26 protein-coding genes are annotated in these 26065 nt (G+C 69.6%); 4 read left to right on the plus strand and 22 right to left on the minus strand.

What is annotated here, in order from left to right; translation table 11 throughout:
• On the minus strand, window positions 1–702 hold the full coding sequence (rimP, locus tag M9917_RS05590; RefSeq protein WP_367273908.1) for a ribosome maturation factor RimP: 702 nt from the start codon (window positions 700–702) through the stop codon (window positions 1–3).
• A 219-nt stretch (window positions 703–921) separates the two neighbouring features.
• On the opposite strand from rimP, the gene M9917_RS05595 reads away from it, so the two are divergent.
• A complete protein-coding gene (locus M9917_RS05595) occupies window positions 922–2010 on the plus strand; it encodes a DUF2336 domain-containing protein (protein ID WP_297251645.1) in 1089 nt (362 codons plus the stop codon).
• Here the strand turns inward: M9917_RS05595 and trmB are convergent.
• The 18 genes from trmB to hslV all read right to left on the minus strand — a co-directional run bounded on the left by trmB (window position 1985) and on the right by hslV (window position 18676).
• The gene (gene trmB, locus M9917_RS05600) at window positions 1985–2680 is read right to left on the minus strand and encodes a tRNA (guanine(46)-N(7))-methyltransferase TrmB (RefSeq protein WP_297251648.1); all 696 of its coding nucleotides are present in this window, start codon (window positions 2678–2680) and stop codon (window positions 1985–1987) included. The two genes, M9917_RS05595 and trmB, sit on opposite strands and share 26 nt — an antisense overlap.
• A gap of 71 nt (window positions 2681–2751) precedes the next feature.
• On the minus strand, window positions 2752–3957 hold the full coding sequence (gene metK / locus M9917_RS05605; protein WP_297251650.1) for a methionine adenosyltransferase: 1206 nt from the start codon (window positions 3955–3957) through the stop codon (window positions 2752–2754).
• A gap of 153 nt (window positions 3958–4110) precedes the next feature.
• Window positions 4111–4524 carry a helix-turn-helix domain-containing protein gene (locus M9917_RS05610; protein ID WP_297251653.1) on the minus strand — a complete coding sequence of 138 codons (414 nt, stop codon included), beginning with the start codon at window positions 4522–4524 and terminating at the stop codon, window positions 4111–4113.
• A gap of 128 nt (window positions 4525–4652) precedes the next feature.
• Window positions 4653–6248, minus strand: coding sequence for an apolipoprotein N-acyltransferase (lnt, locus tag M9917_RS05615; protein WP_297251655.1), 1596 nt, complete (start codon window positions 6246–6248; stop codon window positions 4653–4655).
• Entirely contained in the window at window positions 6248–7243 is a 996-nt protein-coding gene (locus tag M9917_RS05620) for a hemolysin family protein (RefSeq protein ID WP_297251658.1), read from the minus strand. The genes lnt and M9917_RS05620 overlap by 1 nt, the downstream gene beginning before the upstream one ends.
• Window positions 7240–7821 carry an rRNA maturation RNase YbeY gene (ybeY, locus tag M9917_RS05625; RefSeq protein WP_297251660.1) on the minus strand — a complete coding sequence of 194 codons (582 nt, stop codon included), beginning with the start codon at window positions 7819–7821 and terminating at the stop codon, window positions 7240–7242. The genes M9917_RS05620 and ybeY overlap by 4 nt, the downstream gene beginning before the upstream one ends.
• A complete protein-coding gene (locus tag M9917_RS05630) occupies window positions 7818–8969 on the minus strand; it encodes a PhoH family protein (protein ID WP_465246326.1) in 1152 nt (383 codons plus the stop codon). The genes ybeY and M9917_RS05630 overlap by 4 nt, the downstream gene beginning before the upstream one ends.
• A 162-nt stretch (window positions 8970–9131) precedes the next feature.
• Window positions 9132–10502 (minus strand): tRNA (N6-isopentenyl adenosine(37)-C2)-methylthiotransferase MiaB, encoded by a 1371-nt coding sequence (miaB, locus tag M9917_RS05635; RefSeq protein WP_297251663.1) that lies wholly within the window; start codon window positions 10500–10502, stop codon window positions 9132–9134.
• Between the two features lie 31 nt (window positions 10503–10533).
• Window positions 10534–11364, minus strand: a complete 831-nt coding sequence (locus M9917_RS05640; protein WP_297251665.1) for a lysophospholipid acyltransferase family protein — start codon at window positions 11362–11364, stop codon at window positions 10534–10536.
• Window positions 11361–11858, minus strand: a complete 498-nt coding sequence (locus tag M9917_RS05645) for a GNAT family N-acetyltransferase (RefSeq protein ID WP_297251667.1) — start codon at window positions 11856–11858, stop codon at window positions 11361–11363. Before M9917_RS05645 ends, M9917_RS05640 begins: the two co-directional genes overlap by 4 nt.
• Before the next feature lie 53 nt (window positions 11859–11911).
• Entirely contained in the window at window positions 11912–12595 is a 684-nt protein-coding gene (gene tsaB / locus M9917_RS05650) for a tRNA (adenosine(37)-N6)-threonylcarbamoyltransferase complex dimerization subunit type 1 TsaB (protein WP_297251669.1), read from the minus strand.
• Window positions 12596–12629: 34 nt separating this feature from the next.
• Complete coding sequence (locus M9917_RS05655) at window positions 12630–13190, minus strand: NifU family protein (protein WP_297251671.1); 561 nt, start codon at window positions 13188–13190, stop codon at window positions 12630–12632.
• A 103-nt stretch (window positions 13191–13293) separates the two neighbouring features.
• Window positions 13294–13821 (minus strand): universal stress protein, encoded by a 528-nt coding sequence (locus M9917_RS05660; RefSeq protein WP_297251672.1) that lies wholly within the window; start codon window positions 13819–13821, stop codon window positions 13294–13296.
• A gap of 141 nt (window positions 13822–13962) precedes the next feature.
• Complete coding sequence (gene trpS / locus M9917_RS05665; RefSeq protein WP_297251674.1) at window positions 13963–15012, minus strand: tryptophan--tRNA ligase; 1050 nt, start codon at window positions 15010–15012, stop codon at window positions 13963–13965.
• Window positions 15013–15058: 46 nt separating this feature from the next.
• The gene (murJ, locus tag M9917_RS05670; RefSeq protein ID WP_297251676.1) at window positions 15059–16630 is read right to left on the minus strand and encodes a murein biosynthesis integral membrane protein MurJ; all 1572 of its coding nucleotides are present in this window, start codon (window positions 16628–16630) and stop codon (window positions 15059–15061) included.
• The gene (gene hslU, locus M9917_RS05675) at window positions 16630–17940 is read right to left on the minus strand and encodes an ATP-dependent protease ATPase subunit HslU (RefSeq protein ID WP_297251678.1); all 1311 of its coding nucleotides are present in this window, start codon (window positions 17938–17940) and stop codon (window positions 16630–16632) included. Before hslU ends, murJ begins: the two co-directional genes overlap by 1 nt.
• Window positions 17937–18110 (minus strand): hypothetical protein, encoded by a 174-nt coding sequence (locus tag M9917_RS05680; protein ID WP_297251680.1) that lies wholly within the window; start codon window positions 18108–18110, stop codon window positions 17937–17939. The genes hslU and M9917_RS05680 overlap by 4 nt, the downstream gene beginning before the upstream one ends.
• The gene (hslV, locus tag M9917_RS05685) at window positions 18107–18676 is read right to left on the minus strand and encodes an ATP-dependent protease subunit HslV (RefSeq protein WP_465246327.1); all 570 of its coding nucleotides are present in this window, start codon (window positions 18674–18676) and stop codon (window positions 18107–18109) included. The genes M9917_RS05680 and hslV overlap by 4 nt, the downstream gene beginning before the upstream one ends.
• Before the next feature lie 273 nt (window positions 18677–18949).
• Between hslV and M9917_RS05690 the strand changes: the two genes are divergently transcribed.
• The 3 genes from M9917_RS05690 (at window position 18950) to pnp (ending at window position 23925) form a co-directional block, all read left to right on the plus strand.
• Window positions 18950–20980 carry a methyl-accepting chemotaxis protein gene (locus M9917_RS05690; RefSeq protein WP_297251682.1) on the plus strand — a complete coding sequence of 677 codons (2031 nt, stop codon included), beginning with the start codon at window positions 18950–18952 and terminating at the stop codon, window positions 20978–20980.
• Window positions 20981–21219: 239 nt separating this feature from the next.
• On the plus strand, window positions 21220–21489 hold the full coding sequence (rpsO, locus tag M9917_RS05695) for a 30S ribosomal protein S15 (protein WP_297251684.1): 270 nt from the start codon (window positions 21220–21222) through the stop codon (window positions 21487–21489).
• A 261-nt stretch (window positions 21490–21750) separates the two neighbouring features.
• Window positions 21751–23925 carry a polyribonucleotide nucleotidyltransferase gene (gene pnp / locus M9917_RS05700; protein ID WP_297251686.1) on the plus strand — a complete coding sequence of 725 codons (2175 nt, stop codon included), beginning with the start codon at window positions 21751–21753 and terminating at the stop codon, window positions 23923–23925.
• Window positions 23926–24050: 125 nt separating this feature from the next.
• On the opposite strand, the gene M9917_RS05705 is transcribed toward pnp, so the two are convergent.
• The 3 genes from M9917_RS05705 to M9917_RS05715 all read right to left on the minus strand — a co-directional run bounded on the left by M9917_RS05705 (window position 24051) and on the right by M9917_RS05715 (window position 26064).
• Entirely contained in the window at window positions 24051–25049 is a 999-nt protein-coding gene (locus tag M9917_RS05705; protein ID WP_297251688.1) for an adenosine kinase, read from the minus strand.
• Between the two features lie 92 nt (window positions 25050–25141).
• A complete protein-coding gene (locus tag M9917_RS05710; protein WP_297251689.1) occupies window positions 25142–25513 on the minus strand; it encodes a helix-turn-helix domain-containing protein in 372 nt (123 codons plus the stop codon).
• Entirely contained in the window at window positions 25510–26064 is a 555-nt protein-coding gene (locus tag M9917_RS05715; protein ID WP_297251692.1) for a Smr/MutS family protein, read from the minus strand. Before M9917_RS05715 ends, M9917_RS05710 begins: the two co-directional genes overlap by 4 nt.
• Window position 26065: the final 1 nt, after the last annotated feature.

Genomic DNA, 26065 nt, shown 5'->3' on the forward strand with positions numbered 1-26065 from the left:
TCACTCCTCTTCGCTATCGTCTTGTTCGTTATCGGCTTTCGGGGCGGCCTTCCCCGGCCGCGGTCCCAGCGATTTTCCCCGGCCCTTCGGCGGGCCGGCGATCTCTTCGGCGGCCGGCATCTGCGGCGGCAGGCCGGACTTGCCGCGGCGCAGCGACTCCGTGACGAGCGCGTCGGTCAGGACGAGGCGGGCGTCAGTGATCGCCCTGATCGGGATCGCGACGTCGCGCTCCTCCTCGCTCTTGGCGTCGTCGCGCGCGAGCAGCGCGTCCTGTCCGGAAACGCCGCGCAGGATGCCGCGGAAGCGCTTGCGACCGGCGACCGGCTCGCCCGTCTCGATCTTGGCGAGATGGCCGGCCCAGCGCTCGAAATCGCTGACGCGCACCAGCGGCCGGTCGATGCCGGGCGAGGAGACCTCGAGATGATAGGCCGTCTGGACCGGATCGTCGACGTCGAGCGCCGGCGAGACCGCCTGGCTGATCGCCTCGCAGCCCTCGACGGTCATGGTGCCGTCCGGCCGCTCGGCCATGATCTGCACGGTGCAGCCGTTCTGGCCGGTGACGCGCACGCGCACCAGCCGGTAGCCGAGATCGACGATCGCCGGCTCGATGATCGCGGCGACGCGCGCCGCAACCCCGCTCTCGACGACGAGGCGGGCTTCGGAAGCGGGTTCTGTCGTCGGCGCCTGCGTAGGCTCGCTCATGGCCCTGACCGTTCACAATCTGTCCCCGGCGGCTCGCGGCCAATAAAAAAGAGCGGGCCGGCAGGCCCGCTCTTGATCATCGGCGTTAACCGATACCAGAGCTGTTGACCCGCTTTAGTCCGCATCGCCGCGATATGCAAGGCTTCCTGCGACCGCGCTAACTCAATGGTCATCCTTCCATGCCAGATTGCGTGACGGGATAGCGGTTGAGGACAAAGTATGAGTGCGGTCGGCTCGCTGTTGCGGGACCTCGAATCGACGATGCTGCGCGGCTCCAGCGACGAGCGCGCCGACATCCTCTCGCGGCTGACGGATCTGTTCCTGGCCACTGCCGTCCATATGGACGAGGAGCAGGTCGGCGTCTTCGACGTGGTGATCGGGCGCCTGTCGCGCGCCATCGAGCTGCGGGCCCGCATCGAATTGTCGGAGCGGATCGCGCCGGTGCCGAACGCGCCCGCCGGCGTGGTGCGCCAGCTCGCCCTCGACGAGATCGCCGTGGCGCGCGCCGTGCTCGTCCAGTCGCCGCGCCTCTCGGACCAGGACCTGGTGGCGATCTCCGCCTCCAAGGGGCGCGATCACATGCTCGCCATCACCGAGCGGCCCGATCTCGGCGAACCGGTCACCGATTTCCTGGTGCTGCGCGGCGGGCGCGTCGTCACCCATGCGGTCGCCGCCAACCAGAGCGCGCGCTTCTCGCGGCACGGCATGGGCGTGCTGGTGATGCGGGCGATCCAGGACGACGCGCTCCAGGCCACGCTGGGCTTGAGGCGCGACATCCCCACCGAGCTCGTCGACCAGCTCATGGTCGCCGCCAAGAACTCCGCCCGGCGCCGGCTGAGCGAGGGGATCGAGCCGGCCCTGGCGGGCGATGTCGACGAGGCGGTCGAACGCGGCGCGGACGCCATCGCCGCCCAGGGCCAGATGCCCGGCGAGCTCGGCGCGATCAGCGCGGCGCTGGTCGAAATCCGCGAGCTGAACGAGGCGGGGCTGCTCGACGAGGCGAAGGTGCGCAGCTTCGCCCGCGACGGAGCGGGCGAGCATGCGATCTGCGGCGTCGCCGTGCTGGCGCAGCTCAGCCTGCCGGCGAGCGAGCAGATCATCCTCGGCAGCGACCGCGAGGCGGTGCTGCTGATGGCGCGCGCGCTCGGCTGGTCGTGGGAGACGACGGCGGCGCTGATCTCGCTGCGCCGCGATCTCGGAAAATCGCAGGCCGCCCTCGACCGCGCCCGCGACTCTTTCCGCAACCTCGCCCAGAGCACCGCCCAGCGCGTGCTCGGCTTCCTCAGGATGCGCGACGTAAAGCCGTGAGATAGCTGGAGATACGCCCCTCGCGGACCGCCTTCGCCTCGTAGCGGGTGCGGATCCAGCCGGGATAGGGCGTGCGCCAGTCGGCCGGCCGCTCGGCGGTCCAGTCGAAATCCGGCGAGGACAGGAGCCGTGCCAGCGTCCAGCCGACATAGTCGTCGATGTCGCTGGCGAAGCGGAAGCGCCCGCCCGGCCGCAGGGCGCGGGCGATGAGGGACAATGTGCGCTCGCAGACGAAGCGGCGCTTGCGCTGGCGGCGCTTCGGCCAGGGATCGGGATAGAGCAGGTCGATCGCCTCGAGCCCGCCGGCCGGCAGCCGCGGCAGCAGGAGCGCCGCGTCGCCGTCCCAGACCCGGATGTTCGTCAGCCCCTCACGCGCGGCGACCGCCAGGAACTTGGCCATGCCGTTGATGAAGGGCTCGACGCCGATGAAGCCGATCCCGGGGCTTTCGCGCATGCGCGTCAAGAGATGCTCGCCGCCGCCGAAGCCGATCTCCAGCCTGACCGCCTCGACCGGCCCAGGGAAGAGCGCGGCGAGATCGGCGATCCCGCCTTCGGGCAGGCGCAGGCGCGGCAGCTCGCGCGCGATCAGATCGCTCTGCCCGTCGCGCAGCGCCTTGCCCTTGCGCCGGCCATAGAAGGCGCGGTCGTCATGGTCGGGATCGTGGGTCATTCAAAACGTCTCAAAAATGAAAAGGCCGGAGCGATCCGCTCCGGCCCTTTCGTCCCGGATGGGAAAGCCGCTCAGGCGACGGCCTTCTTCAGCGCGTCGACGAGATCGGTCTTCTCCCAGGAGAAGGAGCCGTCGCGGCCGGCCTTGCGGCCGAAATGGCCGTAGGCAGCGGTCTTGGCGTAGATCGGCTTGTTGAGGCCGAGATGGTTGCGGATGCCGTTGGGCGAGAGATCGACGATCCGGCCGAGCACGTCCTCGAGCTTGGCCTCGTCGACCTTGCCGGTGCCGTGCAGGTCGACATAGATCGACAGGGGCTTGGCGACGCCGATCGCATAGGAGAGCTGGATCGTGGCGCGGTCGGCGAGCCTGGCCGCGACGACGTTCTTGGCGAGATAGCGCGCCGCATAGGCCGCCGAGCGGTCGACCTTGGTCGGGTCCTTGCCCGAGAAGGCGCCGCCGCCATGGGGCGCCGCGCCGCCATAGGTGTCGACGATGATCTTGCGGCCGGTGAGGCCGGCATCGCCGTCAGGGCCGCCGATCACGAACTTGCCGGTCGGGTTGATGTGCCAGACGGTATCCTTCGAGATCCAGCCCTCAGGCAGGGCCTGGCGAATATAGGGCTCGACGATCCTGCGGACGTCGGCCGAGGAGAGCGTCTCGTCGAGATGCTGCGTCGAGAGCACGATCTGGGTGACGCCGACCGGCTTGCCGTTCTCGTACTTCACCGTGACCTGGCTCTTGGCGTCGGGGCCGAGCTTGGCGGCGTCGCCCTCGCCCTTCCGGCGGGCGAGCGAGATATTCTCGAGGATCTTGTGGGCGTAGTAGATCGGCGCGGGCAAAAGCTCCGGCGTCTCGCGGCTGGCATAGCCGAACATGATGCCCTGGTCGCCGGCACCGACATCCTTGTTGCCGGATTCGTCGACGCCCTGGGCGATATCGGCCGATTGCGGGTGCAGCAGCACGTCGATCTTGGCCTTCTTCCAATGGAAGCCGTCCTGCTCGTAGCCGATGCTGCGGATCGCCTTGCGCGCCACGGACTTCACCTTCGACTTGATCTGCTTCTCGTCGAGATGGGTGCGGACCTCGCCGGCGATGACGACGCGGTTGGTCGTGGCCAGCGTCTCGGCGGCGACGCGCACCTTGGCGGGCTCATAGCCGGCCTTGAGCGCCTCCTTGAAGAACAGATCGACGATCTCGTCGGAGATGCGGTCGCAGACCTTGTCGGGGTGGCCCTCCGAGACGGACTCGCTGGTGAACAGGTAATTCTGGCGTGACACGGTCGCGGTTTCCCTGGATCGGCGCATGGAAAAGGCCGGCAGAACGGGGCCGGCCGACGGACGGCGCGTCATTGCAGCGGACACGTCCGCCGTCAAGGGGAAAATCCGTTTATCGGGAGGATCGTTCGGCTCGTCGAACAAAACGAAGCGAAATCACGCCGATCCGGCGTCTTCCTCGGCCAGCGCCTCGACGAGATCGATGATCCGCCGGCGCACCCGGCCGCTCCTGATCCGCGTGAACGCCTTGGTGAGCTGCACGCCCTCGCTGGTGGCGAGGAACTCGGAGATGTAGGTCGTCGCGGCGGCATCGGCGAAGCCGCTCTCCGGCATGTCCCCCGTCGGCGCGCCTTCGAAGAAGAAGGAGACCGGCACGTCGAGCATCTTGGCGATCTGCTGCAGCCGGCTCGCGCTGATGCGGTTGGCGCCCTTCTCGTATTTCTGCACCTGCTGGAAGGTCAGCCCCAGCGCCTCGCCGAGCTTCTCCTGGCTGACGCCCGCGAGCATCCTGCGCATGCGGACGCGGCTGCCGACATGCCGGTCGATCGGATTAGGGACCTTCTTGATCATGATTCACCTGCTCCGGCATTCGTGTCATGACCCGGAGCCACCCATCCCGGTCGGCGCGCGGACCCCGTCATGTATTATAGGCTGCGAGGCTAATCCACTCATGCGCAGCGAAAAAGTTCCACTCCATCTCACTTCCAGGCGCGAAAACGGGACAATGCGAGAAAAAGCAGCAGGAGGCCCAGGAAAGCGGCATCGCCCAGCCGCGCGTAGAAAGTGATGGGGCCGCCGCGCGGGAGGCTTACGTCCAGCACGCCTTCCACCCCGAGCGGCAGGCTGGCGAGGATACGCCCATAGGCATCGACCACCGCGGAGATGCCGGTATTGGCGACGCGCACCAGCGGCAGGCCCTCCTCGATGCCGCGCAGCCGCGCCTGAGCGAAATGCTGATAGGGGCCGCTGGTGCGCCCGAACCAGCCGTCATTGGTCAGGTTCAGGATGAAGCCGGCACGCGGGCCGCGCACCGAAACCTCGCCCGGGAAAACCGCCTCGTAGCAGACCAGCGGCGCCGCCGTCGGCAGGCCCTTGATCGACAGCGGCGCGCGCGCGTTTCCGGCCGAAAAGCCGCCGGGAATCGCGACGAACTGGGAAAGCCCGATCCGGCGGATCAGCGTATCCAGGACCGGGGGCAGATATTCGCCGAAGGGGACGAGATGGACCTTGTCGTAGCCGGCGACGATGACGCCCTCGTCATCGACCACCTGGATGGCGTTGAAGATCGGCGGCCGGCTCTCGCCGGGCAGCATCTCGCCGGCGCGCGCCGCCCCCGTGATCAGCGTCACGTCGGGCGGGAGCGCGGCGGCGATGCGCGACAGGGCGCCGGGCGTGCGGCCGAGCAGGAAGGGGAAGGCCGATTCCGGCCAGATCAGATGGGTGACGTTCTGCAGGCCCGGCGTCGTCGGGCTGGTCGCGCGGTCGCTGAGCGCGAGGTAGTGGTTGAGGATGGCCTCGCCGTTGCGGGCGTTGAACTTGGCGTCCTGCGGCAGGTTGGGCTGCATCAGCCTGAGCTTCACCCCGGCCACGACCGGGGAAGGACCGGCCGGGATGCGCCAATAGCCGAAGGCGAAGAGCCCGGCGAGCGCCGCCAGGGCGAGGAGCGCCGGCAGCCGCCGGCCTGCCGGCGTCGCGGCCGTGCCCATCACCGCCGGGGCCGCGCCGATCGCCACCGCGAGCAGGGTCAGGCCGTAGAGCCCGACCACGGAAGCGAATTGCGCGAGATGGATCTCGCCCGTCAGCATCGCGCCGTAAAGGTTCCAGGGGAAACCGGTCAGGACATGGCCGCGCAGCCATTCGGTGAGCGCCAGCATCGCGGCGAGCACCAGGATGCGCCCGGCGCCTTGCGGCCAGATCAGCCGCGCGAAGCCGAAGGCGGCGGCCGGGAACAGCGCCAGGAACGCCGGCAGGGCGACGACGCCGAGCGGCATCGCCCAGGCGAATTTGTCGGCCTCGACCAGGAAGGCGGCGCCGAGCCACCACAGCCCCGCGAGGAAGAAGCCGAAGCCCCACCACCAGCCGGTGGCGAAGGCGGCCCGGAAGCGGCGGCCGGCGCTCACGCCGACGGCGCCGTCGATCAGCCAGACCGCGACGGTCATCGGCACGACCACGAGCGGCCACAGATCGAGCGGCGGCAGGGCGAGCGCGCCGCTCGCGCCGGCGGTGAGCGCGATCAGGCGCCGGCGCCAGCCCCAGCTCAGGATGACGGCCTCCGCGGCCTTAGGCAAACCCATCAGCCCGGCTCCATCGCCGCGTCCTCGGAGCCGGGCTCGCTCCGGCAATGGATGGTCAGGCGCTTGACCCGCCGCTGGTCGGCGTCGAGGATCTCGAAGCTCAGCCCGTCCGGGCCCTGCACCGTCTCGCCCTGGGCCGGCACGCGGCCGGCCAGCGTCACGATCAGGCCGCCGAGCGTATCGATGTCCTCGGCGACCTCGGTGTCGGAGAGGTCGACGCCGGTCGCATCCTTGAGTTCGGCCAGCGTCGCGCGGGCATCGGCCGTGAAGCAGTTCTCGCCGGCCGGGATGATCGGCGTCTCCTCGAGATCGTGCTCGTCCTCGATGTCGCCGACGACGATCTCGACCAGGTCCTCGATCGAGACGAGGCCGTCGGTTCCGCCATATTCGTCGATGACCAGCGCGATATGGGTGCGGGTCGACTGCATGCGCACGAGCAGGTCGACCGCCGGCATCGAGGGCGGGACATAGAGGACAGGACGCAGGAGCTTGGTCTCCGACAGCCGGGTCGAGAGATCGACCGCCGCGAGCTCATGCGGGGCGGCGGGCCTGCCGTTCTCCTCCGCCGGCTCGCCTTCGTCCGGATGGGCCTTCTCGGCGATGTATTCGAGGAAATCGCGGATATGGACCATGCCGCGCGGATCGTCGAGCGTGTCGTCGAAGACCGGCAGGCGCGAATGGCCGGCGGTGCGGAAATGCGCGAGCAGCTCGTCCAGCGTCGCCTCGGCCGGGACGGCGACGATGTCGGCGCGCGGCACCATCACGTCGCCGACGCGGCGCTCGCGCAGGCTCAGAACGTTGCTGAGCATGGCGCGTTCCTGGGCCGAGAGATCGGCAAGCTCGCCGTTCTCCTCGGCCAGCGCCTCGACGATCTCCTCGCGCGCGGTGCCGCCGCCGCGCAGGCCGAGGCGGTCGAGGAACTGGCCGAGCCAGCGGCCGAGGCCCCGGCCGGCGGTTTCGTTCTGGGTTTGTCGACTGTCGTCGCTCATGGTCATGCGGGTTGCGTCGAAGAAGGGCTGAGCACCGCGACGAGCTCGGCGCCGGCGTAAGGATCGGAAATGCCGAGGCGGGCGAGCGCGGCGACCTCGAGCGCCTCCATGCGGCGGGCTTGCGCCTCGGTCTCGTGGTCCTCGCCGAGGAGATGCAGCAGGCCGTGGATGGCGAGGTGGCGCAGATGGTCCGCCACGCTCTTGCCCTCGGCATCGGCCTCCCGGACGACCGTCTCGTAGGCGATGACGATGTCGCCCAGCAGCGGGCTTTGCGCGATGCGCGCGGGCGGCGCGGCCGGGAAGGAGAGCACGTTCGTCGCCTTGTCGAAGCCGCGCCAGTCGCGGTTGACGATGCGGATGCGCCTGTCATCGGTGAGCAGGAGGCTGAGCTCCGCGCCCGGCATCGGCTTTCGCGGCGCGACCGCGATGGCGGCCGCGAGCGCCTCGTTCAGCAGCGCGCTGAGATCGGCCAGCCTGCCGAGCCCGTGCCAGCGGCGCGACTGCGCCCTGACGTCGAGATGGATTTCCGCAGAGGTCTTCTCGGGTGGCGGCGCCTGGCGCCGCCCGCGAGGTCGATCGTTCATCGCGGCCGCTCCCGCGCCAACATCCGCTTCAGCCCTTCGCTGTCGCCTTCCCGGTGGAGATCGGGCGGCGCATCGGGATCGCGCGCGCGCTCCCGGTCCGCGCGCTCGTGGCGCGCAGCGTCCTCATAGGCCATGACGATGCGTCGCACCAGTTCATGCCTGACGACGTCGCCTTCCTCGAAGCGGGCATAGCCGACGCCCTCGACATCCTTGAGCAGCCTCACCGCCTCGACCAGGCCGGAACGCTGGCCCGCGGGTAAGTCGATCTGCGAGGGATCGCCGGTGACGATCATGCGCGAGCCCTCGCCGAGCCGGGTGAGGAACATCTTCATCTGCATCGAGGTCGCGTTCTGCGCCTCGTCGAGCAGCACCACGGCGTTGCTGAGCGTGCGCCCGCGCATGAAGGCGAGCGGCGCGATCTCGATCATGCCGGTCTGCAGGCCCCGCTCGACATGGCGCGCCTCCATGAAATCGCCGAGCGCATCGTAGATCGGCCTGAGATAGGGATCGACCTTCTCGCGCATGTCGCCGGGCAGGAAGCCGAGCCGCTCGCCGGCCTCCACCGCCGGGCGCGACAGGATCATGCGCTCGACCACGCCCTGCTCGATCAGCGAGACGGCGTGGCCGACCGCGAGCCAAGTCTTGCCGGTGCCGGCGGGGCCTTCGGCCAGCACGAGCTCGTGGCGCTTGAGCTGGCGCAGATAGGCGTCCTGCGCGGCGTTGCGGGCCCTTACAGGTCCACGTTTCCTCGTAACGACCGCGTCGAAGGAGGCCTTGCCGGCATCGGCCGTCGGGAAGAGGGAGCGCTGCACGTTGCTTTCCTCGATCGCGCCGTCGACCTCGCCCAGCGTGACGGGCGCGCCGGCCTTGGCGCGGGCATAGAGCGTCTTCAGCACGCGCCCGGCCTGCTCGGCGGTCTCGCGGGCGCCCTTGACGGTGACGTGGTTGCCGTTGGGGCTGACCACGACCCCGAGCCGGCGCTCGAGATGGGCGAGGTTCTGGTCGTACTGGCCGAAGACGAGGCTGGCGAGGCGGTTGTCGTCGAAGGACAGGACCACCTCGGCCGCCGCCAGCCCGTCGCGGGCTGGCGCGAGGTCGCGCCGCGGATTCCGGTCCGGCCTCTGCGTCGTCGAATCAGCCTGTGCCAAATGCGTCGCCTCGCTCTCGGCCCGGGGGGCGGATCGCCCGGCCCCGGCGCCCGTTGCCGCCGGGCAGGAGCGCCCGGCCGGGTCGTCTTCCAGCATAACCGGACGCAACGATGTCAACCTGACGACAGGAAGCCGCCCGTCCCCGGCGGAGGCGGGGCGCGCTCAAGCGGCCAGGCCCTTTCCGGCGGCCTCGCCGGGCTCAGGCACCCGGCCGAACAGGGAATTGGTGCTGGTCTTCTCGATCACCACCCGCACGATCTCGCCGATCCGATTCGATTCGCTCTCGATCTGCACAGCGTGCAGATAGGGCGACTTGCCGGCAAGCTGTCCGGGATAGCGGCCGGGCTTTTCCAGAAGCACATCCACCGTGCGCCCGACCATGGCCCGGTTGAACGCCTGCCGGTGGTGCTCGATGCGCTCCTGCAGCCGGTAGAGCCGCTCGTTCATCACCTCGCGCGGAATCTGCGCTTCCAGATCGGCCGCCGGCGTGCCGGGGCGCGGCGAATAGTTGAAGGAATAGCTGGAGGCAAAGCCGATCTCGTCGACGAGGCGGATCGTCTCCTCGAAATCGGCGTCGGTCTCGCCGGGGAAGCCGACGATGAAATCCGACGACAGCGCGATATCGGGCCTCGCCTCGCGGATACGCGCGATCAGCCGGCGGTACTCGTCGGCGGTATGCCTGCGGTTCATCGCGGCGAGGATGCGGTCCGAGCCCGCCTGCACCGGCAGATGCAGGAAGGGCATCACGGCGGCCAGGTCGCGATGGGCGGCGATCAGGTCGTCGTCCATGTCCCTGGGGTGGCTGGTGGTGTAGCGGATGCGGGCGATGCCCGGCACCTCGGCGACGCGGTGCATCAGCCGCGCCAGGCTCCAGACGGCGCCGTCCGGCCCCTGCCCGTGATAGGCGTTGACGTTCTGGCCGATCAGGGTGACGTCGCGGACGCCGGCCTCGGCCAGCCGCTCGACCTCGGCCATGATCTGCGAGACGGGCCGGGAGAATTCGGCACCGCGCGTATAGGGCACGACGCAGAAGGCGCAGAACTTGTCGCAGCCCTCCTGCACCGTGACGAAGGCGCAGACGCCGCGCGCGCGGATCGCCTGCGGCTTCGGCGCCGGCAGGAAACCGAACTTGTCCTCGGCCGGCAGGTCGGTATCGACGACGCGGCGCTTGCCCGTCTCTGCCAGCAGCTCCGGCAGGCGGTGATAGGCCTGCGGGCCGACCACGAGATCGACGGCGGGCTGGCGGCGCTGGATCTCGCCCCCCTCGGCCTGGGCGACGCAGCCGGCGACGACGATCCTGGTCTCCTGGCCTTGCGCGCCTTGCGCCTGCTTCAGCTCGCGCAGCTTGCCGAGCTCGGTATAGACCTTCTGCACCGCCCGGTCGCGGATATGGCAGGTGTTGAGCAGGATCAGGTCCGCGCCGTCGGGCGTGGCGGTTTCCTCATAGCCCTGATGGCTCAGGATGTCGGCCATGCGCTGACCGTCATAGACGTTCATCTGGCAGCCGAAGGACTTGATGTGGACTTTCTTCATCGGCGCGGATCGGGTCTCCAAAACGCATGCTTTACTGCGGATCGCGCGGCTTGGGAACGGCCGGGGGCTCCGGGCGGCCGGTGATCGCCTGCCGGCGCGCCTTGCGCACCGATGCCTCGGCGAGGCGGGCGGCCTCCTTGCGCGAGGTTGCCCTCCCCATCACGATCGGCTCGCCCCAGGTGAGCTCGACGTCGATCGCGCCGCAGTCCAGCACATGCTTCAGATGCGGCCAGAGCTCGGTGTCGCCGTACCAGGCGAGCGCGGCACGCCCGTCGCGCCCGCCCGGAAGGTTCTGCCGGCCGGTATAGGTGATGGTCAGCGGGTAGACCGTCACATCCGCCGCCTCGTCGCCCATCGCCCGATGCGCGGCGCCGATCAGGGAGGAGCGGAAGGGCAGGATGCGCGTGCCGTCGCCGGTGGTGCCCTCGGCGAAGAGCACGACCTCCTCGCCGGCGGCGATGCGCGCGCCCATCGCCTCCGCGACGCCGGCGGTCGCGCCGCGGCGCTGCCGGTCGATATAGACCGTGCGCTGCAGATCGGCGAGGAAGCCGACCACCGGCCATGTGCCGACCTCGCTCTTGGCGACGAAGGCGAGCTCACGCTCGGCGCCGATGACACCGATATCGAGCCAGGAGACATGGTTGGCGACGATCAGCGCGCCCGTCCCGGCCGGGGGCGGGCTGCCGCGCACCTGCCGGCGCACGCCCAGGCACCAGCAGGTCAGGCGGTGGAAGCGCAGCGGCAGGGCGCCCCGCCGCCGCGGCGCGGCGCGCTGGACGACGAGCTGGGCAAGGACGAGGGCCAGCGTGCCGGTGCACAGCGTCGCCAGCCGCGCCAGCGCGCCGAGGCGCAATCCGGTCATGCGAGATCGAGCCGCATCGCGATCGCCGTCGCGCGGCTCCCGTCCGGCTTGGGGTAATAGCCCTTGCGCCGCCCGACCTCGCGGAAGCCGAAATGGCGGTAGAGCCGCTCAGCCGCGAGATTGCCGTCCTCGACCTCGAGGAAGACATGGGCCACGCCCGCTTCGGCGAGCCGCGCGAGATGAGCGGCGAGCAGCGCGCGGCCGAAGCCGGCGCGGCGGCGGGCCGGTGCGATCACGATGCTCAGGATCTCCGCCTCGTCGGCGGCCTTGCGCGAGATGACGAAGCCCTCGGGGCCCGTCCCGGCGCCGCCGAAGACGCCATCGGCCGCGACCGCCGGGTCGGCGATGAGGGCCGCGCATTCCGCCGGCTCCCAGCCGCGGGCGAAACCGCCGCGATGGTGCAGCGCCGCGACATGCCGGGCCTGGCCGGCATCGAGCCGCATCGTCCGGGGCGGGGCCGAATCGGGGTGGAGCAGTCTGTGGAGCCAATCCATGCCGCCTGTTCGCACAGACTGACGCAAGGGCGACCACCATTTGAAGGATGCGCTCACCGTCGCGGCAGGCGGGCTTTGTCCTGCGGCGTCGTCTCCGGCGCCTTCAGGTAGAGCGGGCGGGGCGGCGCGCTTTCGGGATCGGCGATGAGGCCGAGCCTTGCGACCCAGGCGATGTCGGGCGCGCGCGCGTCGTCGATCACCAGCGCGTCGAGCCCGATCGCCCAGGCTTCGTTGGCGACCGCCAGCGCCGAGGAGCCGACGAGGCTGACGGGGCCTGCGCCGATGGCGCGCGCGGCGTCGCGATAAGAGACCTGCCGCAGCGAGACCAGGGGCTTGCCCTCCGCCGTCAGGGCCTGGAACCAGACCTGGCCGTGCCTGGCATCGAGCGCGGCGGCGATGACGCGGCCCGATTCGCGCCCGATCAGGGGCGCGGCGCAAGCGGCGACGGTGGTGACGCCGACCGCCGGTATGCCCGCCGCGAAGGCAATCGCGCGCGCCGCGCTGACGCCGACGCGCAGGCCCGTGTAGCTGCCGGGGCCGACGGTGACGGCGACGCGCCCGAGCGAGCCGAAGCCGCCATCGACCGCCTTCATGACACGCTCGACGAGCGGCATCAGCGCCTCGGCATGGCCGCGCTCCATGGCGAGTTCCTCGCTCGCCAGGGGCTCGGCCTCGCCGGCTTCCAGCACGCAGGCCGAGCAGGCGCCGAGCGCGGTGTCGATCGCGAGAATGCGCATCAGGATGTCATTCCGCGAAAGATTCCACGTTTCGTCAAATCGCCTCGACCTCGCGCACGTCCGGCAGGAAGTGGCGCAGCAGGTTCTGGATGCCGTGCTTCAGCGTCGCGGTGGAGGAGGGGCAGCCCGAGCAGGAGCCCTTCATCGCCAGATAGACCGTGCCGTCGCGATAGCCGCGGAAGGTGATGTCGCCGCCGTCGCCGGCGACCGCCGGGCGGATGCGGGTCTCGAGCAGGTCCTTGATCGTCTCGACGGTCCCGGCATCGGCGGGATCGAAGAACTCGCCCTCCTCGATCACGTCCGCGGCCTCGCCGGCGGCGAGGACCGGGGCGCCCGACATGAAATGCTCCATGATCGCGCCGAGGATGGCGGGCTTGAGATGCGGCCATTCGCCGTCCGATTTGGTGACGGTGATGAAATCGGAGCCAAGGAAGACGCCCGTGACGCCCGTGACGCCGAAGAGGCGCTGCGCCAGCGGCGAACGCCCGGCCTCGTCGACATCGCGCAGATCGAGCGTGCCGTCTTGCATGACGGCGCGGCCGGGGAGGAATTTCAGGGTCGCCGGATTCGGCGTGGCTTCGGTCTGGATGAACATGGACTTGCCTCCGGTACCGGCGATTCAAGGTCGCCGTTCCTGGCTCCGATATAGGCCGCCGGCCGGAATCATTCCAGCGGCATGGAAGCGCGGCGCGATATCGTTACGCCAGCGCGTCGATCTCCTCGTCCTCCAGATGCCCCGGCACGATGGCGACGGGGATCGGGAAGCTCGCCGAGGACTTGCCGGCGAGCGCGCTGACGAGCGGGCCCGGCCCCTCGCGCCCGGTGCCGGCCGCCAGCACGAGCAGCGAGATGTCCTCGTCCTCCTCGATCAGCCTGATCAGCTCGTCGGCCTTGTTGCCGATGCGCACGAGCTTCTCGGGCTCGAGCCCGGCCAGGCTGCGCACCGCCGCCGCCGCCGCCTCGAGCCGCTTCTCGGCCTCGGCGCGTGCCTCGGCCTGCATCATCTCGCCGACGCCGAGCCAGGTTTCATGCTCGGGCGGGGTGGCGACGCCGAGGAGCACGATCGCCGCACCGACGCGGGCGCAGCGGCGCGCCGCGAAGCGGATCGCCTTGCCGCTCTCCTCGCTGCCGTCGACCACGGCGAGGAATTTCGGGCGATGGCCCGTCTCGTAGGACCGCCGTCTCTTGACCATGAACTGTCCTGCCGCCGCTTCGGGAGCGGGCATGGTGGCCTGCGCCGGGGGGCCGGCGCAAGCCCGCCGGCCTAAGCATCGGATACGAAAAGTGGAATCCACTTTTCGGAAAGATCCGATGCTCCGACAATGAGATAGATCATCGTTATCGCGTCCGACAGGACGCGTGATGATCTAGCGGCTGCGCACGAAGCCGACGATGTCCTTGACCTCGCGCATGATCGGCGCCGCGATCGCATCGGCCCGGTCCGCGCCCGCGCCGAGGATCGCATCGATATGCCGCGGCTCCGCCAGCAGCCGGCGCATCTCGCCGGCGATGGGAGCGAGCTTGTCGACCGCGAGATCGGCCAATGCCGTCTTGAAGCCGGAGAACTGGCCGCCGCCGAACTCCCGCAGCACCGCCTCCTTCGACGTGCCGGAAAGGCCGGCATAGATGCCGACGAGGTTCTCGGCCTCGGGCCGGCCCTCCAGCCCCTTCGCCTCGGAGGGCAGCGCCTCGGGATCGGTCTTGGCCTTGCGGACCTTCTGGGCGATGGCCTCGGCATCGTCGGTCAGGTTGATGCGCGAATAATCGGAAGGATCCGATTTCGACATCTTCCTGGTGCCGTCGCGCAGGCTCATCACGCGCGGGGCCGGGCCCTGGATCATCGGCTCCGGCAGAGGGAAGAAGCCCTCTTCGCCGGTGCCGAGGCCGAGCTCCGCGATCTGCGCCCCGAAATCGTTGTTGAACTTCTGGGCGATGTCGCGGGAAAGCTCGAGATGCTGCTTCTGGTCCTCGCCGACCGGCACATGCGTCGCCTTGTAGAGCAGGATGTCGGCCGCCATCAGGTTCGGATAGGCGTACAAGCCGACCGAGGCGTTCTCGCGGTCCTTGCCGGCCTTTTCCTTGAACTGGGTCATGCGGTTGAGCCAGCCGAGGCGGGCGACGCAGTTGAACACCCAGGCGAGCTCGGCATGGCCCGGGACCTGGCTCTGGTTGAAGATGATGCTGCTTTTCGGATCGATGCCGGCGGCGATATAGGCCGCCGTGACCTCGCGGATGGCGCGCTTCAGGTCGGCCGGGTCCTGCCACATGGTGATGGCATGCATGTCGACGACGCAAAACACGCATTCATGCGTCTTCTGCATCGCCACCCAGTTGGTCAGCGCGCCGAGATAGTTGCCGAGATGCAGCGTCGAGGTCGGCTGCATGCCTGAGAATACGCGCTGATGAAAACCCGACATGGGGCGCTCCGTCGTCACGATGGAGAAGGGAAGCGGCGCTTCTGGCTCAACCCCGCCGCTTGCGCAAGGGGAGAGCGCCGAAGGCCCCGAGCATCCAGCCGGCCGCGCCATAGCTTGCAAGCCCGCCAAGACAGATGAGGCCGAGCGCGCCGACCCGATGCAGGACCGGCCGGTCGACGGCGAGGGGGCCCGCCAGCAGCGCCATGAGCAATGCGAGCACGGCGAGCATGATCGCGCTGGCACCGAGGCTGGCGGCGATCGGCCGCAAGCCGGAAAGGCCCGGGCGCCAGATGCGCTGGCGCAGCAGCGCGCCGCCGAGCAGGAGAGCCTGCGCCACGAAGGCGAGCGTCGCCGCCAGCGCGGCGATCCGCGCCGCATTGCCTGCCCGCGCGAGGCCAAACCCGAACAGGGCCGCGACCGCGACCGCGACGACGCCGGAGAGAAGCGGCAGGCACGGCGCCCGGCGGGCGAAATAGACCTGGCCGAAGACTTTTGCCGCGACGGCGAAGGGCAGGCCGCAGCCGAGAGCGGCGAGCGCTGCCGCGGTACGCGCGCGATCGGCGGCATCGAAGCGGCCATGCTCGAACAGCACCGAGACGATCGGATCGGCCAGCGCCACGAGCGCGGTCGCGGCCGGCAGGGCAAGCGCGAGCCCGAGCGCCAGCGCCTGCCCGAGCAGGGCGTCGGGGCCGTCCCGCTCCGCTGCCAGCGCCATGTCGGAGAGCACGACGGTGCCCATCGCGACGCCGACGAAGCCGAGCGGGAGCTGGAAGACGCGATCGGCATAATAGAGCGCGGCGACCGCGCCGGGGCCGGTCGAGGCGATCTGCGTCGCGACCAGGAGGACGAGCTGCGCGGCTGAAGCGGCGATGAGCGTCGCCCCGCCGGTGCGCAGGAAGCGCGTCATGTCCGGCGACCAGCGCAGGCTCGGGCGCGGCAGGCCGCGACCGCGCAGCGCCATGAGGATCATGGCGAGATGGGCGAGGCCGGTCAGGCTGGTGGCGAGCGCGAGCCAGCGCGCGCCGACCTCCGGCGCGGTGGCGCGCGCGTGCAGCATGAGGAGCACGGCGAGCAGGATCGCGTTCATCAGCGCAGGCGCCAGCGCCGCGACGGCAAAGCGCTTCTCGGCGTTGAGCAGCGCCGCCAGCATCGCCGCGAGCGTGGTCAGGAAGAGGAAGGGCAGCATCAGCCTCGTATAGGAGGCCGCCAGCGCCAGCGTTTCGGGCGCTTGCGCGAAGCCGCCGGCAAGGCCGAGCACGAGCCAGGGCGCGAAGAGCTCGCCAAGCCCGACCAGCACCAGCAGCAGCAGGCTGAGCCGCCCGGCCGCCGCGCCGGCGAAGTCTTGCGCCGCCGCCGCGCCGCGCTCGCCCTTGATCGCGAGATAGAGCGGCACGAAGGGGGCGTTGAGCCCGCCTTCGCCGAGCACGCGCCGGACGAGATTGGGCAGGCGCAGCGCCGCGAGAAAAGCGTCCGCCACCGGCCCGCCGCCGAGAAGCCGCGCGATCAGCACGTCGCGCGCGAAGCCGAGCAGCCGCGAGGCGACCGTGGCGACGCCGACGATCGCCGAATCGCGGGCGAGGCGGGAGGATTCCGGCCCTGATGCGGCCGGCTTCTCCATCAGAGGATGAACCGGCTCAGATCGGCGTTCTTCGCGAGGTCCCCGATGCGCGCCTCGACGTAAGGCGCATCGATCGTCACCGCCTCGCCCGAGCGGTCCGGCGCGGTGAAGGAAATCTCGTCGAGGATGCGCTCGATCACGGTCTGGAGCCGGCGGGCGCCGATGTTCTCGACGGTCGCATTCACCTCCACCGCGATGCGGGCGATGGCGTCGATCGCGTCGGGCGTGAAGGTGACGGTGACCTCCTCGGTCGCCATCAGCGCCACCGACTGCTTGATCAGGCTCGCTTCCGTCTCGGTCAGGATGCGCTTGAAATCCTCGATGTCGAGGGGATTGAGCTCGACGCGGATCGGCAGCCGCCCCTGCAGTTCCGGCAGGAGGTCGGAGGGGCGCGAGACATGGAAGGCGCCGGACGCGATGAAGAGGATGTGATCGCTCTTCACCGCGCCGTGCTTGGTCGCGACGGTGGTGCCCTCGATCAGCGGCAAGAGGTCGCGCTGCACGCCCTCGCGCGAGACGTCGGCGCCGCCCTTGCCCTCGCGGGCGCAGATCTTGTCGATCTCGTCGAGGAAGACGATGCCGTTCTCCTCGACCTCGCGGATCGCCGCCTGGACGATCGCCTCCTGGTCGATAAGCTTGTCGCTCTCCTCGGCGAGAAGCGGCTTATAGGCGTCCCTGACCAGGACGCGCTTCGGCTTGCCCTTCTGGCCGAAGGCCTTGCCGAGCATGTCGCCGAGGTTGATCGCGCCGATCGAGGCGCCGGGCATGCCGGGCAGTTCGAACATCGGCGTCGCAGCGCCTGCGCCCGCCGCCATCTCGACCTCGATCTCCTTGTCGTCGAGCTCGTTGTTGCGCAGCTTGCGGCGGAAGGCATCGCGCGTCGCCTGGCTGGCATTGGCGCCGACGAGGGCGTCGAGCACGCGCTCCTCGGCCGCGACATGGGCCTTGGCCTCGACATCCTTGCGCCGGCTCTCGCGCACCAGCGCGATCGCGACCTCGACGAGATCGCGCACGATCGATTCGACGTCGCGGCCGACATAGCCGACCTCGGTGAACTTGGTCGCCTCGACCTTGATGAAAGGCGCGTTGGCGAGCTTGGCGAGACGCCGCGCGATCTCGGTCTTGCCGCAGCCGGTCGGCCCGATCATCAGGATGTTCTTGGGGCTTACCTCCTCGCGCAGCGGCCCTTCGAGCTGCTGGCGGCGCCAACGGTTGCGCAGCGCGATGGCGACGGCGCGCTTGGCGTCCCTCTGGCCGACGATGAAGCGGTCGAGCTCCGAGACGATCTCGCGAGGAGAGAAACTGGTCACAGCTGGCGCTCGCTATTGGGCTTCATCGTCGGATTGCGAAATCGGACGGCTTCGCTGCCGCTCGCCTTTGCGCCGAAGCGGTCGAGCTCCGAGACGATCTCGCGGGGGGAAAAGCTGGTCATTGCAGAGAATTGCATCCGGATGAACGGGAGGGCGGCGCCGGCGGTCACGCCGCTTCCAGCGTCTCGATGACGAGGGAATGGTTGGTGTAGACGCAGATGTCGCCGGCGATCCTCATCGCCTTGCGCACGATCGCCTCGGCATCGGGCTCGACGTCGATGAGCGCGCGCGCCGCCGACAGCGCGTAGTTGCCGCCCGAGCCGATCGCCATCACCGCGCCGTGCTCGCTCGCCTCCGGCTCGAGCACGTCGCCGGTCCCGGAGATCAGGAGCGAGACCTCCCTGTCGGCGACGAGCAGCATCGCCTCCAGCCGGCGCAGATAGCGGTCGGTGCGCCAGTCCTTGGCGAGCTCGACGCAGGCGCGCAGCAACTGGGTCGGATATTGCTCGAGCTTCTTCTCCAGCCGCTCGAACAGGGTGAAGGCGTCGGCGGTGGCGCCGGCGAAGCCCGCGATCACCTGCCCCTTGGCGAGGCGGCGCACCTTGCGGGCATTGCCCTTCATGATGGTCTGGCCGAGCGAGACCTGGCCGTCGCCGCCGATGACGACGCGGCCGCCCTTGCGCACCATCAGGATGGTGGTGGCGTGCATGACGGGGGCGTTGCTGGGTTCGGGCATGGGGTGGCTGACCGGGGATCGTGGCGGGACGGATGACGCCAACATGTTCAGGCAAGCCCGCTCTATCAAGGGGCGGGCCCGCATGCCACCCCGGCAAAGGGGCGCTCCCCACGGCAGCCGCGGAACAGGCGTCGTTTTATCCGACGCGCTTTAAGCAGTTTTTCAGCATTAACCGCCAGAAGTCGAAGGCTGAAACAGTTCACACCGTTAGGGAACCGCCTCGGGGCGTCTTTCATGAAATCCATCCGGCTCAATATCCTCAACAAGATCGGAATGAAAATCCAGATCATCACCATCTCGACACTGATCGGGATGGCGATCGTGGCCTGGTTCGCGGGCACGAGCCTGCGCAGCGAGATCACCGACGGGCGAGCGGAGAAGACCCGCCAGCTCGTCCAGTCGACCTATGGCATCCTGGAGCACTTTCATTCCGAACAGCGCGCCGGAAAGCTCACCGAGGCCGAGGCGCAACGCGCCGCCATCGCCGTCATCAGGAAGCTCCGTTACGACACCAGCGAGTATTTCTGGATCAACGACATGGAACCGCGGATGATCATGCATCCCGGTAAGCCGGAGCTCGACGGCACCTTGATCGGCGACATGGCCGATCCGAACGGGAAGCGCCTGTTCATCGAGATGATCGATGTCGTGAAACGCGATGGCGCCGGCTTCGTCAGCTATATGTGGCCGAAGCTCGGCGCCGAGCAGCCCGTCGGCAAGATCTCCTATGTCCAGGGTTTCGCGCCCTGGGGCTGGATCGTCGGCTCGGGCGTCTATACCGACGACACCACCACGAAGCTGATGGGTCCGCTGATGCTGCTCATCGGCATCGCCCTCGCCGCGATCCTGGGCAACGCCGTCATCGCGACGAGCCTCGGCCGGCACGTCACCGCGCCGGTGGTGGCGCTGTCGGGCGTGATCGGCCGCTTCGCCTCGGGGGATTTCTCCGGCACGGTTCCCGCCACGGAGCGGAACGACGAGGTCGGCAGCATCGCCAAGGCCGTGCAGGTCTTCAAGGAGCACGGGCTGCGGCTCAAGGAGCTGGAAGCGCAGGAACGCGCCGCCGCGGCGGCGCATCTGGCGCGGGCGCGGTCGATGGAAGCCGTGGTCGGCGATGTCAGCGAGGTGGTCGCGGCCGCGGCGGCCGGGGATTTCTCGGCGCGCCTGCGGCTCGCCGAGGGCGACGAGCAGATGCAGCGGCTGGTCAGCGGCATCAACGAGATCAACGCGGTGGTGGACGGGGCGACGACGGAGTTCGCGGCGGTCCTGTCGGCGATCGCGGGCGGGGATCTGACGAGCCGGGTCGAGACCGCCTATCGCGGCCGTTTCGCCGATCTCAAGGGCGCGATCAACGAGACGGTCGACCGCCTCTCGGAGACCGTCGCCACGATCCAGACCACATCGGCCGATGTGGGCCTGGCCGCGCGCGAGATCAACACGGGCGCCGACGATCTGTCGAAGCGCACCGAGGAGCAGGCCTCCTCGCTGGAGGAGACCGCGGCGACCACCGAGGAGCTGGCGGCGTCGGTCAAGGCCTCCGCCCAGGCGTCGAAGCAGGCCGCCCAGATCGCCGACGAGGCGATGCAGGCGGCTGAGAACGGCGGCACCATCGCCGGCCGGGCGGTCGAGGCCATGGCCCGCATCGAAAGCGCCTCGCAGAAGATCTCCGACATCATCCGGGTGATCGACGACATCGCCTTCCAGACCAACCTGCTGGCGCTCAACGCCGCGGTCGAGGCGGCGCGCGCCGGCGAGGCCGGCAAGGGTTTCGCGGTCGTCGCCTCCGAGGTGCGCACGCTCGCGCAGCGCTCCGGCGAGGCGGCCAAGGACATCGCCGGGCTGATCTCCTCGTCCAATGCCGAGGTCGGCGAGGGCGTGAAGCTGGTGCGCCGGGCCGGCGAGCAGCTCGCCCATATCCTGACGGCTTCGCAGAAGGTGGCGGCGACGATCGCCGACATCTCGGCGGCCTCGGGCGAGCAGGCCAACGGCATCGACGAGATGAGCCAGGCGGTGGCGCATCTCGACGAGATGACGCAGCAGAACGCGGCGCTGTCGGAGCAGAGCGCGGCCTCGGCCAATGCGCTGTCGGGCCGCATCGAGCAGCTCAACGCGCTGGTCGCGACCTTCCGCACCGGGCGCGAGGCGCCGCGCGCGGCCAGGCCCGCCCCTGCCGCGACGCAGGCGGGCGAGCCGGAGCGGCTGCGCCGGCTGGCGGAGGCCGCCTTCGCCCAGTCCAGGGCCGCGCCGGCGCCGCGCCGGGCCGCCAACGGCCGCTCGCAGGATACCGGCTGGGAAGAGTTCTGAAGGCGCGGACCCGATCCGGTCGCCAGGCACGGCGCCCGAAAGGGCGCCGTTCGCGTTTCCGCCGCCGCGCTCGTGGGAGCGCTGGCGTTTCCGCCGATTTCGTGTATATGCCCCGTCAACCGGCTTGAACCAGCCGGCGGCGCGACCCCTCCGCGATGAGGCGGCTCGCGGACTTCGGACCCTGCTGGACGACATCCCGGCCTGGCCCGCCAGATCAACCCGAACACGAGGATCTCCCGATGTCGATCACTGCCGAGCGCAAGAGCGCGCTCATGAAGGAATACGCCACCAAGCCGAACGACACCGGCTCGCCGGAAGTCCAGGTCGCGATCCTGACCGAGCGCATCACCAACCTGACCGGCCACTTCAAGTCGCATGCGAAGGACAACCATTCCCGCCGCGGCCTGCTCAAGCTGGTTTCGCAGCGCCGTTCGCTGCTCGACTACCTGAAGGGCAAGGACCAGCCCCGCTACAAGACGCTGATCGAGAGGCTCGGCATCCGCCGCTGATCGACAGCCGTTTCGTTTACGCCCGGCGCGAGCTGCTCCGGGCGGCTTCTTTTCAGGCGCGGCCGCCATGGGGCGCCGGCCTGAGCTGCCGCGGCGGCCGCATGGGGCGGCCTCCCGCGTGACCCGCCGGGCGCCCGAGACGTCCATGGCAGGATCGCCGAGCGCCCGGACGCGCATCCGCATCATCCGGGCGTTCCGCCGTCTTGCCCATGGGCCTGAAGGCGCCGGACGGGTCGACATCCGACCGAAAGACGAAAATCCATGTTCGACATCCAAACCGAAGAACTGATCTGGGGCGGCCGCAAGCTCGTCCTCGAAACCGGCAAGGTCGCCCGCCAGGCGGACGGCGCCGTGATGGCCACCTATGGCGAGACCGTCGTGCTCGCGACCGTGGTCTCGGCCAAGGAGCCGAAGCCGGGCTTCGACTTCTTCCCGCTGACCGTGAACTACCAGGAGAAGACCTTCGCGGCCGGGCGCATCCCCGGCGGCTACTTCAAGCGCGAAGGCCGCCCGAGCGAGAAGGAGACGCTGGTCTCGCGCCTGATCGACCGCCCGATCCGCCCGCTCTTCGTCGAAGGCTACAAGAACGACACGCAGGTCGTCGTCACCGTGCTCCAGCACGACCTCGAGAACGATCCCGACATCCTCGCCATGGTCGCGACCTCGGCGGCGCTGACGCTGTCCGGCGTGCCCTTCATGGGCCCGATCGGCGGCGCCCGCGTCGGCTATATCGACGGCGCCTACAAGCTCAACCCGACGATCGAGGAGGCCAGGGAATCGGCGCTCGACCTCGTCGTCGCCGGCACGCAGGACGCCGTGATGATGGTCGAGTCCGAGGCCAAGGAGCTCTCCGAGGAGATCATGCTCGGCGCCGTGATGTTCGGCCACAAGCATTTCCAGCCGGTGATCGAGGCGATCATCCGCCTGGCCGAGAAGGCCGCCAAGGAGCCGCGCGACTTCAACCCGCCGGACGACCAGGCCATCCTCGACGCGATCATGAAGCTGGGCGAGGCGGAACTCCGCGCCGCCTACAAGATCACCGCCAAGGCCGAGCGCTACAAGGCGGTCGATGCCGTCAAGGCCAAGGTCGTCGCCGCGCTGGTCTCCGACGCGCCGGACGGCGTCACGACCTTCAGCAAGGACAAGGTCGGCGCGCAGTTCAAGGAGGCCCAGGCCAAGATCGTGCGCTGGAACATCCTCGACGACGGCATCCGTATCGACGGGCGCGACGGCAAGACGGTGCGCCCGATCGTCGCGGAAGCCGGCGTCCTGCCGCGCACCCACGGCTCGGCCCTGTTCACCCGCGGCGAGACGCAGGCGCTGGTCGTCACCACGCTCGGCACCGGCGACGACGAGCAGTTCATCGACTCGCTGGAAGGCACCTACAAGGAAACCTTCCTGCTGCACTACAACTTCCCGCCCTATTCGGTCGGCGAGACCGGCCGCATGGGCTCGCCCGGCCGCCGCGAGATCGGCCATGGCAAGCTCGCCTGGCGCGCCATCCACCCGATGCTGCCGGCCAAGAGCGAGTTCCCCTACACGCTGCGCGTCGTCTCGGAGATCACCGAGTCGAACGGCTCCTCCTCGATGGCCACGGTCTGCGGCACGTCGCTTTCGCTGATGGATGCCGGCGTGCCGCTGCGCGCGCCGGTCGCAGGCATCGCGATGGGCCTGATCCTGGAAGGCAAGCGCTTCGCCGTGCTCTCCGACATCCTCGGCGACGAGGACCATCTCGGCGACATGGACTTCAAGGTGGCGGGCACCGCCTCGGGCATCACCTCGCTGCAGATGGACATCAAGATCGCCGGCATCACCGAGGAGATCATGAAGGTCGCCCTCGACCAGGCCAAGGGCGGGCGCGAGCACATCCTCGGCGAGATGGCCAAGGCGCTTAGCGCCTCGCGCAGCCAGCTCGGCGAGTTCGCGCCGCGCATCGAGACGATGAAGATCCCGGTCGACAAGATCCGCGAAGTCATCGGCTCGGGCGGCAAGGTCATCCGCGAGATCGTCGAGAAGACCGGCGCCAAGGTCAACATCGAGGACGACGGCACCATCAAGATCGCCTCGGCCGACGGCAAGTCGATCGAAGCCGCGATCAAGTGGATCAAGTCGATCGTCTCGGAGGCCGAGGTCGGCATGATCTATGACGGCACGGTCGTCAAGATCATGGAGTTCGGCGCCTTCGTGAACTTCTTCGGCGCCAAGGACGGGCTGGTGCACATCTCCGAGCTCGCCCCGCGCCGGGTCCAGAAGGTCTCGGACGTCGTCAAGGAAGGCGACAAGGTCAAGGTCAAGTTCCTCGGCCAGGACGAGCGCGGCAAGATCCGCCTCTCGATGAAGGTCGTCGACCAGCAGACCGGCGAGGACATCACCGAGAAGCTCAAGGCCGAGCGCGACGCCGAGAAGGCCCGCGAGAAGCAGGGCGCGGCCGAGTAAGCATCGGCCTTCATGTCAAACGAAACGCCCCGCATCGGCCGATGCGGGGCGTTTTGCTTTGTCTCCATCCGTCATTCCGGGGCTTCGCTTAGGCGAAGAACCCGGAATGACAAAGGACAGGCGCCTCAGAGCAGCCCTTCGTTCCCCGCCAGCGTCTTCAGGCTGACATCCGGCCGGGCGCCGATATGCGAGATGACCTCGGCCGCCGCCAGCGCGCCGAGACGCAAGGAATCGCGCGCCTCCCGGCCCGTGGTCAGGCCGTAGAGGAAGCCCGCGGCGAAGAGGTCGCCGGCGCCGGTCGCGTCGACCACGCGCTCCACGGGGAAGACCGGCTCCTCGACGATGCCGTCCGGCGTCACGGCGAGCGCGCCCTTCTCGGAGCGGGTGACCACGGCGAGCACGTTCTCCGAGCGCAGCCAGGACAGGGCGGTCTCGAAATCCGAGGTCTCGTAAAGGCTCTTGAGCTCGTGCTCGTTGGCGAAGACGAGATCGACCACGCGGTTGCGGATCAGGCCGACGAACTCGTCGCGATAGCGGTCGACGCAGAAGGAATCGGACAGCGTGATGGCGACGCGTCCGCCGGCCCGGTGCGCGATCTCGGAAGCCTTGCGGAAGGCCTCCTTCGCCGCCGGCGGGTCCCAGAGATAGCCCTCGAGATAGACGATGTCGGCGCTCTCGACGGCGGCCGGGTCGACGTCCGCGGCCGAGAGGCCCTGGCAGGCGCCGAGATAGGTGTTCATCGTGCGCTCGCCATCCGGCGTGACGATTATGAAGGAGCGCGCCGTGGCCGGGCCTTGCGCCGCGTCGGCCGTGCCGAAGGCGACGCCGAGCGAGGTCAGGTCGTGGCGATAGAGCTTGCCGAGCTCGTCGGCCCGGACCTTGCCGATGAAGGCGCCCCTGCCGCCGAAGGAGGCGAGGCCGGCGATGGTGTTGGCGGCCGAGCCGCCGGAGACGATCCGGGCCGGGCCCATGGCGGCATAGAGCGCCTCGGCGCGCGCCTCGTCGATCAGCATCATCGCGCCCTTGGTCAGCTTCTGGGCGATGAGGAAATCCTCCTCGGCCACGGCCAGCACGTCGACGATGGCATTGCCGAGGGCGAGGACGTCCGTACGGGTCTGGGTCATGGGCGGATCCGGGTTGCGCGGCGATCGGGCCGATAAGAAAGATGCCGGCCCTGTCGCATCCGCCCGGCGCGGGGTCAAGCACAGCCCGCCGATCAGCCCGAACCGCGCCGGGCCGCCTCGTCGAGGATCGCCGTCAGGCGCCGCAGATCCTCGCCTTCGAGCGCGGCGATCTCATGGGCCAGGCGGTTGGCGAGCAGCGTCGCTTCCGGCGCGAGCCCGGCGGTGTCGACGACCGCGCGCGGATGCGACAGATCGGCGAGGCGAACGAGCTCGTCGGCCTCGTCCCAGATCACGCCGAGGAGATGGATCGTGCCCTGGACCAGGGTGAAGGTCGGGCGACCGCGCTTGCCGTGCTCCAGCGCCGAAAGATAGGCCGGCGTGACGCCGAGCCCCTCCGCCATCTGCGCGAGGCTCATGCCGCGTGCCTCGCGCAGGGCCCTGACGCGCCGGCCGAACGGCGTCACGGCCCCTCTCCCCTGAGCCGGCGCAGGCGGACATAGAGGGCGCCGGCGCCGCCATGGCGCAATTCCGCCTCCTCGAAACCGAGGACGAGCGGGCGAAGCTCGGGCAGGCGCAGCCAATGCGGCACCATCCGGCGCAGCACGCCACGCTCGTCGCCGAACAACGCCGGGGCGACGCCGCCCTTGCCGGTCACCACCAGGGCGATGCGGCAGCCGCGCCGCTGCTCGCGGCGCAGGAAGGCGTCGAGCGCCAGATGCGCCTCGTCCTGGCGCAGGCCGTGAAGGTCGATCGCGGCATCGACATCCTGCCGGCCCCGGCGCAGCTGCGTGCGCAGCCGCCGCTCGAGCGGCGCCAGCGGCGGGGCCTGCGCCTTCACCGGCACGGCGGCCGCGATGGCGCGCGCGGCGGTTTGCGTCGGCACGGCGGCAGCGGGTTCGGGGGCGGGCTCGGGCGCGACCGGCGCCCGGCCGGGCAAGGGCGCGACCGTGCGCGCGACCTGGCGCCAGAGCGCGAGGTCGGCCTCGGTCAGCGTCTTTCCGCGGCGCGCGCGCATG

The sequence above is a fragment of the Bosea sp. (in: a-proteobacteria) genome (genome assembly GCF_023953965.1).
GTDB lineage: Bacteria > Pseudomonadota > Alphaproteobacteria > Rhizobiales > Beijerinckiaceae > Allobosea.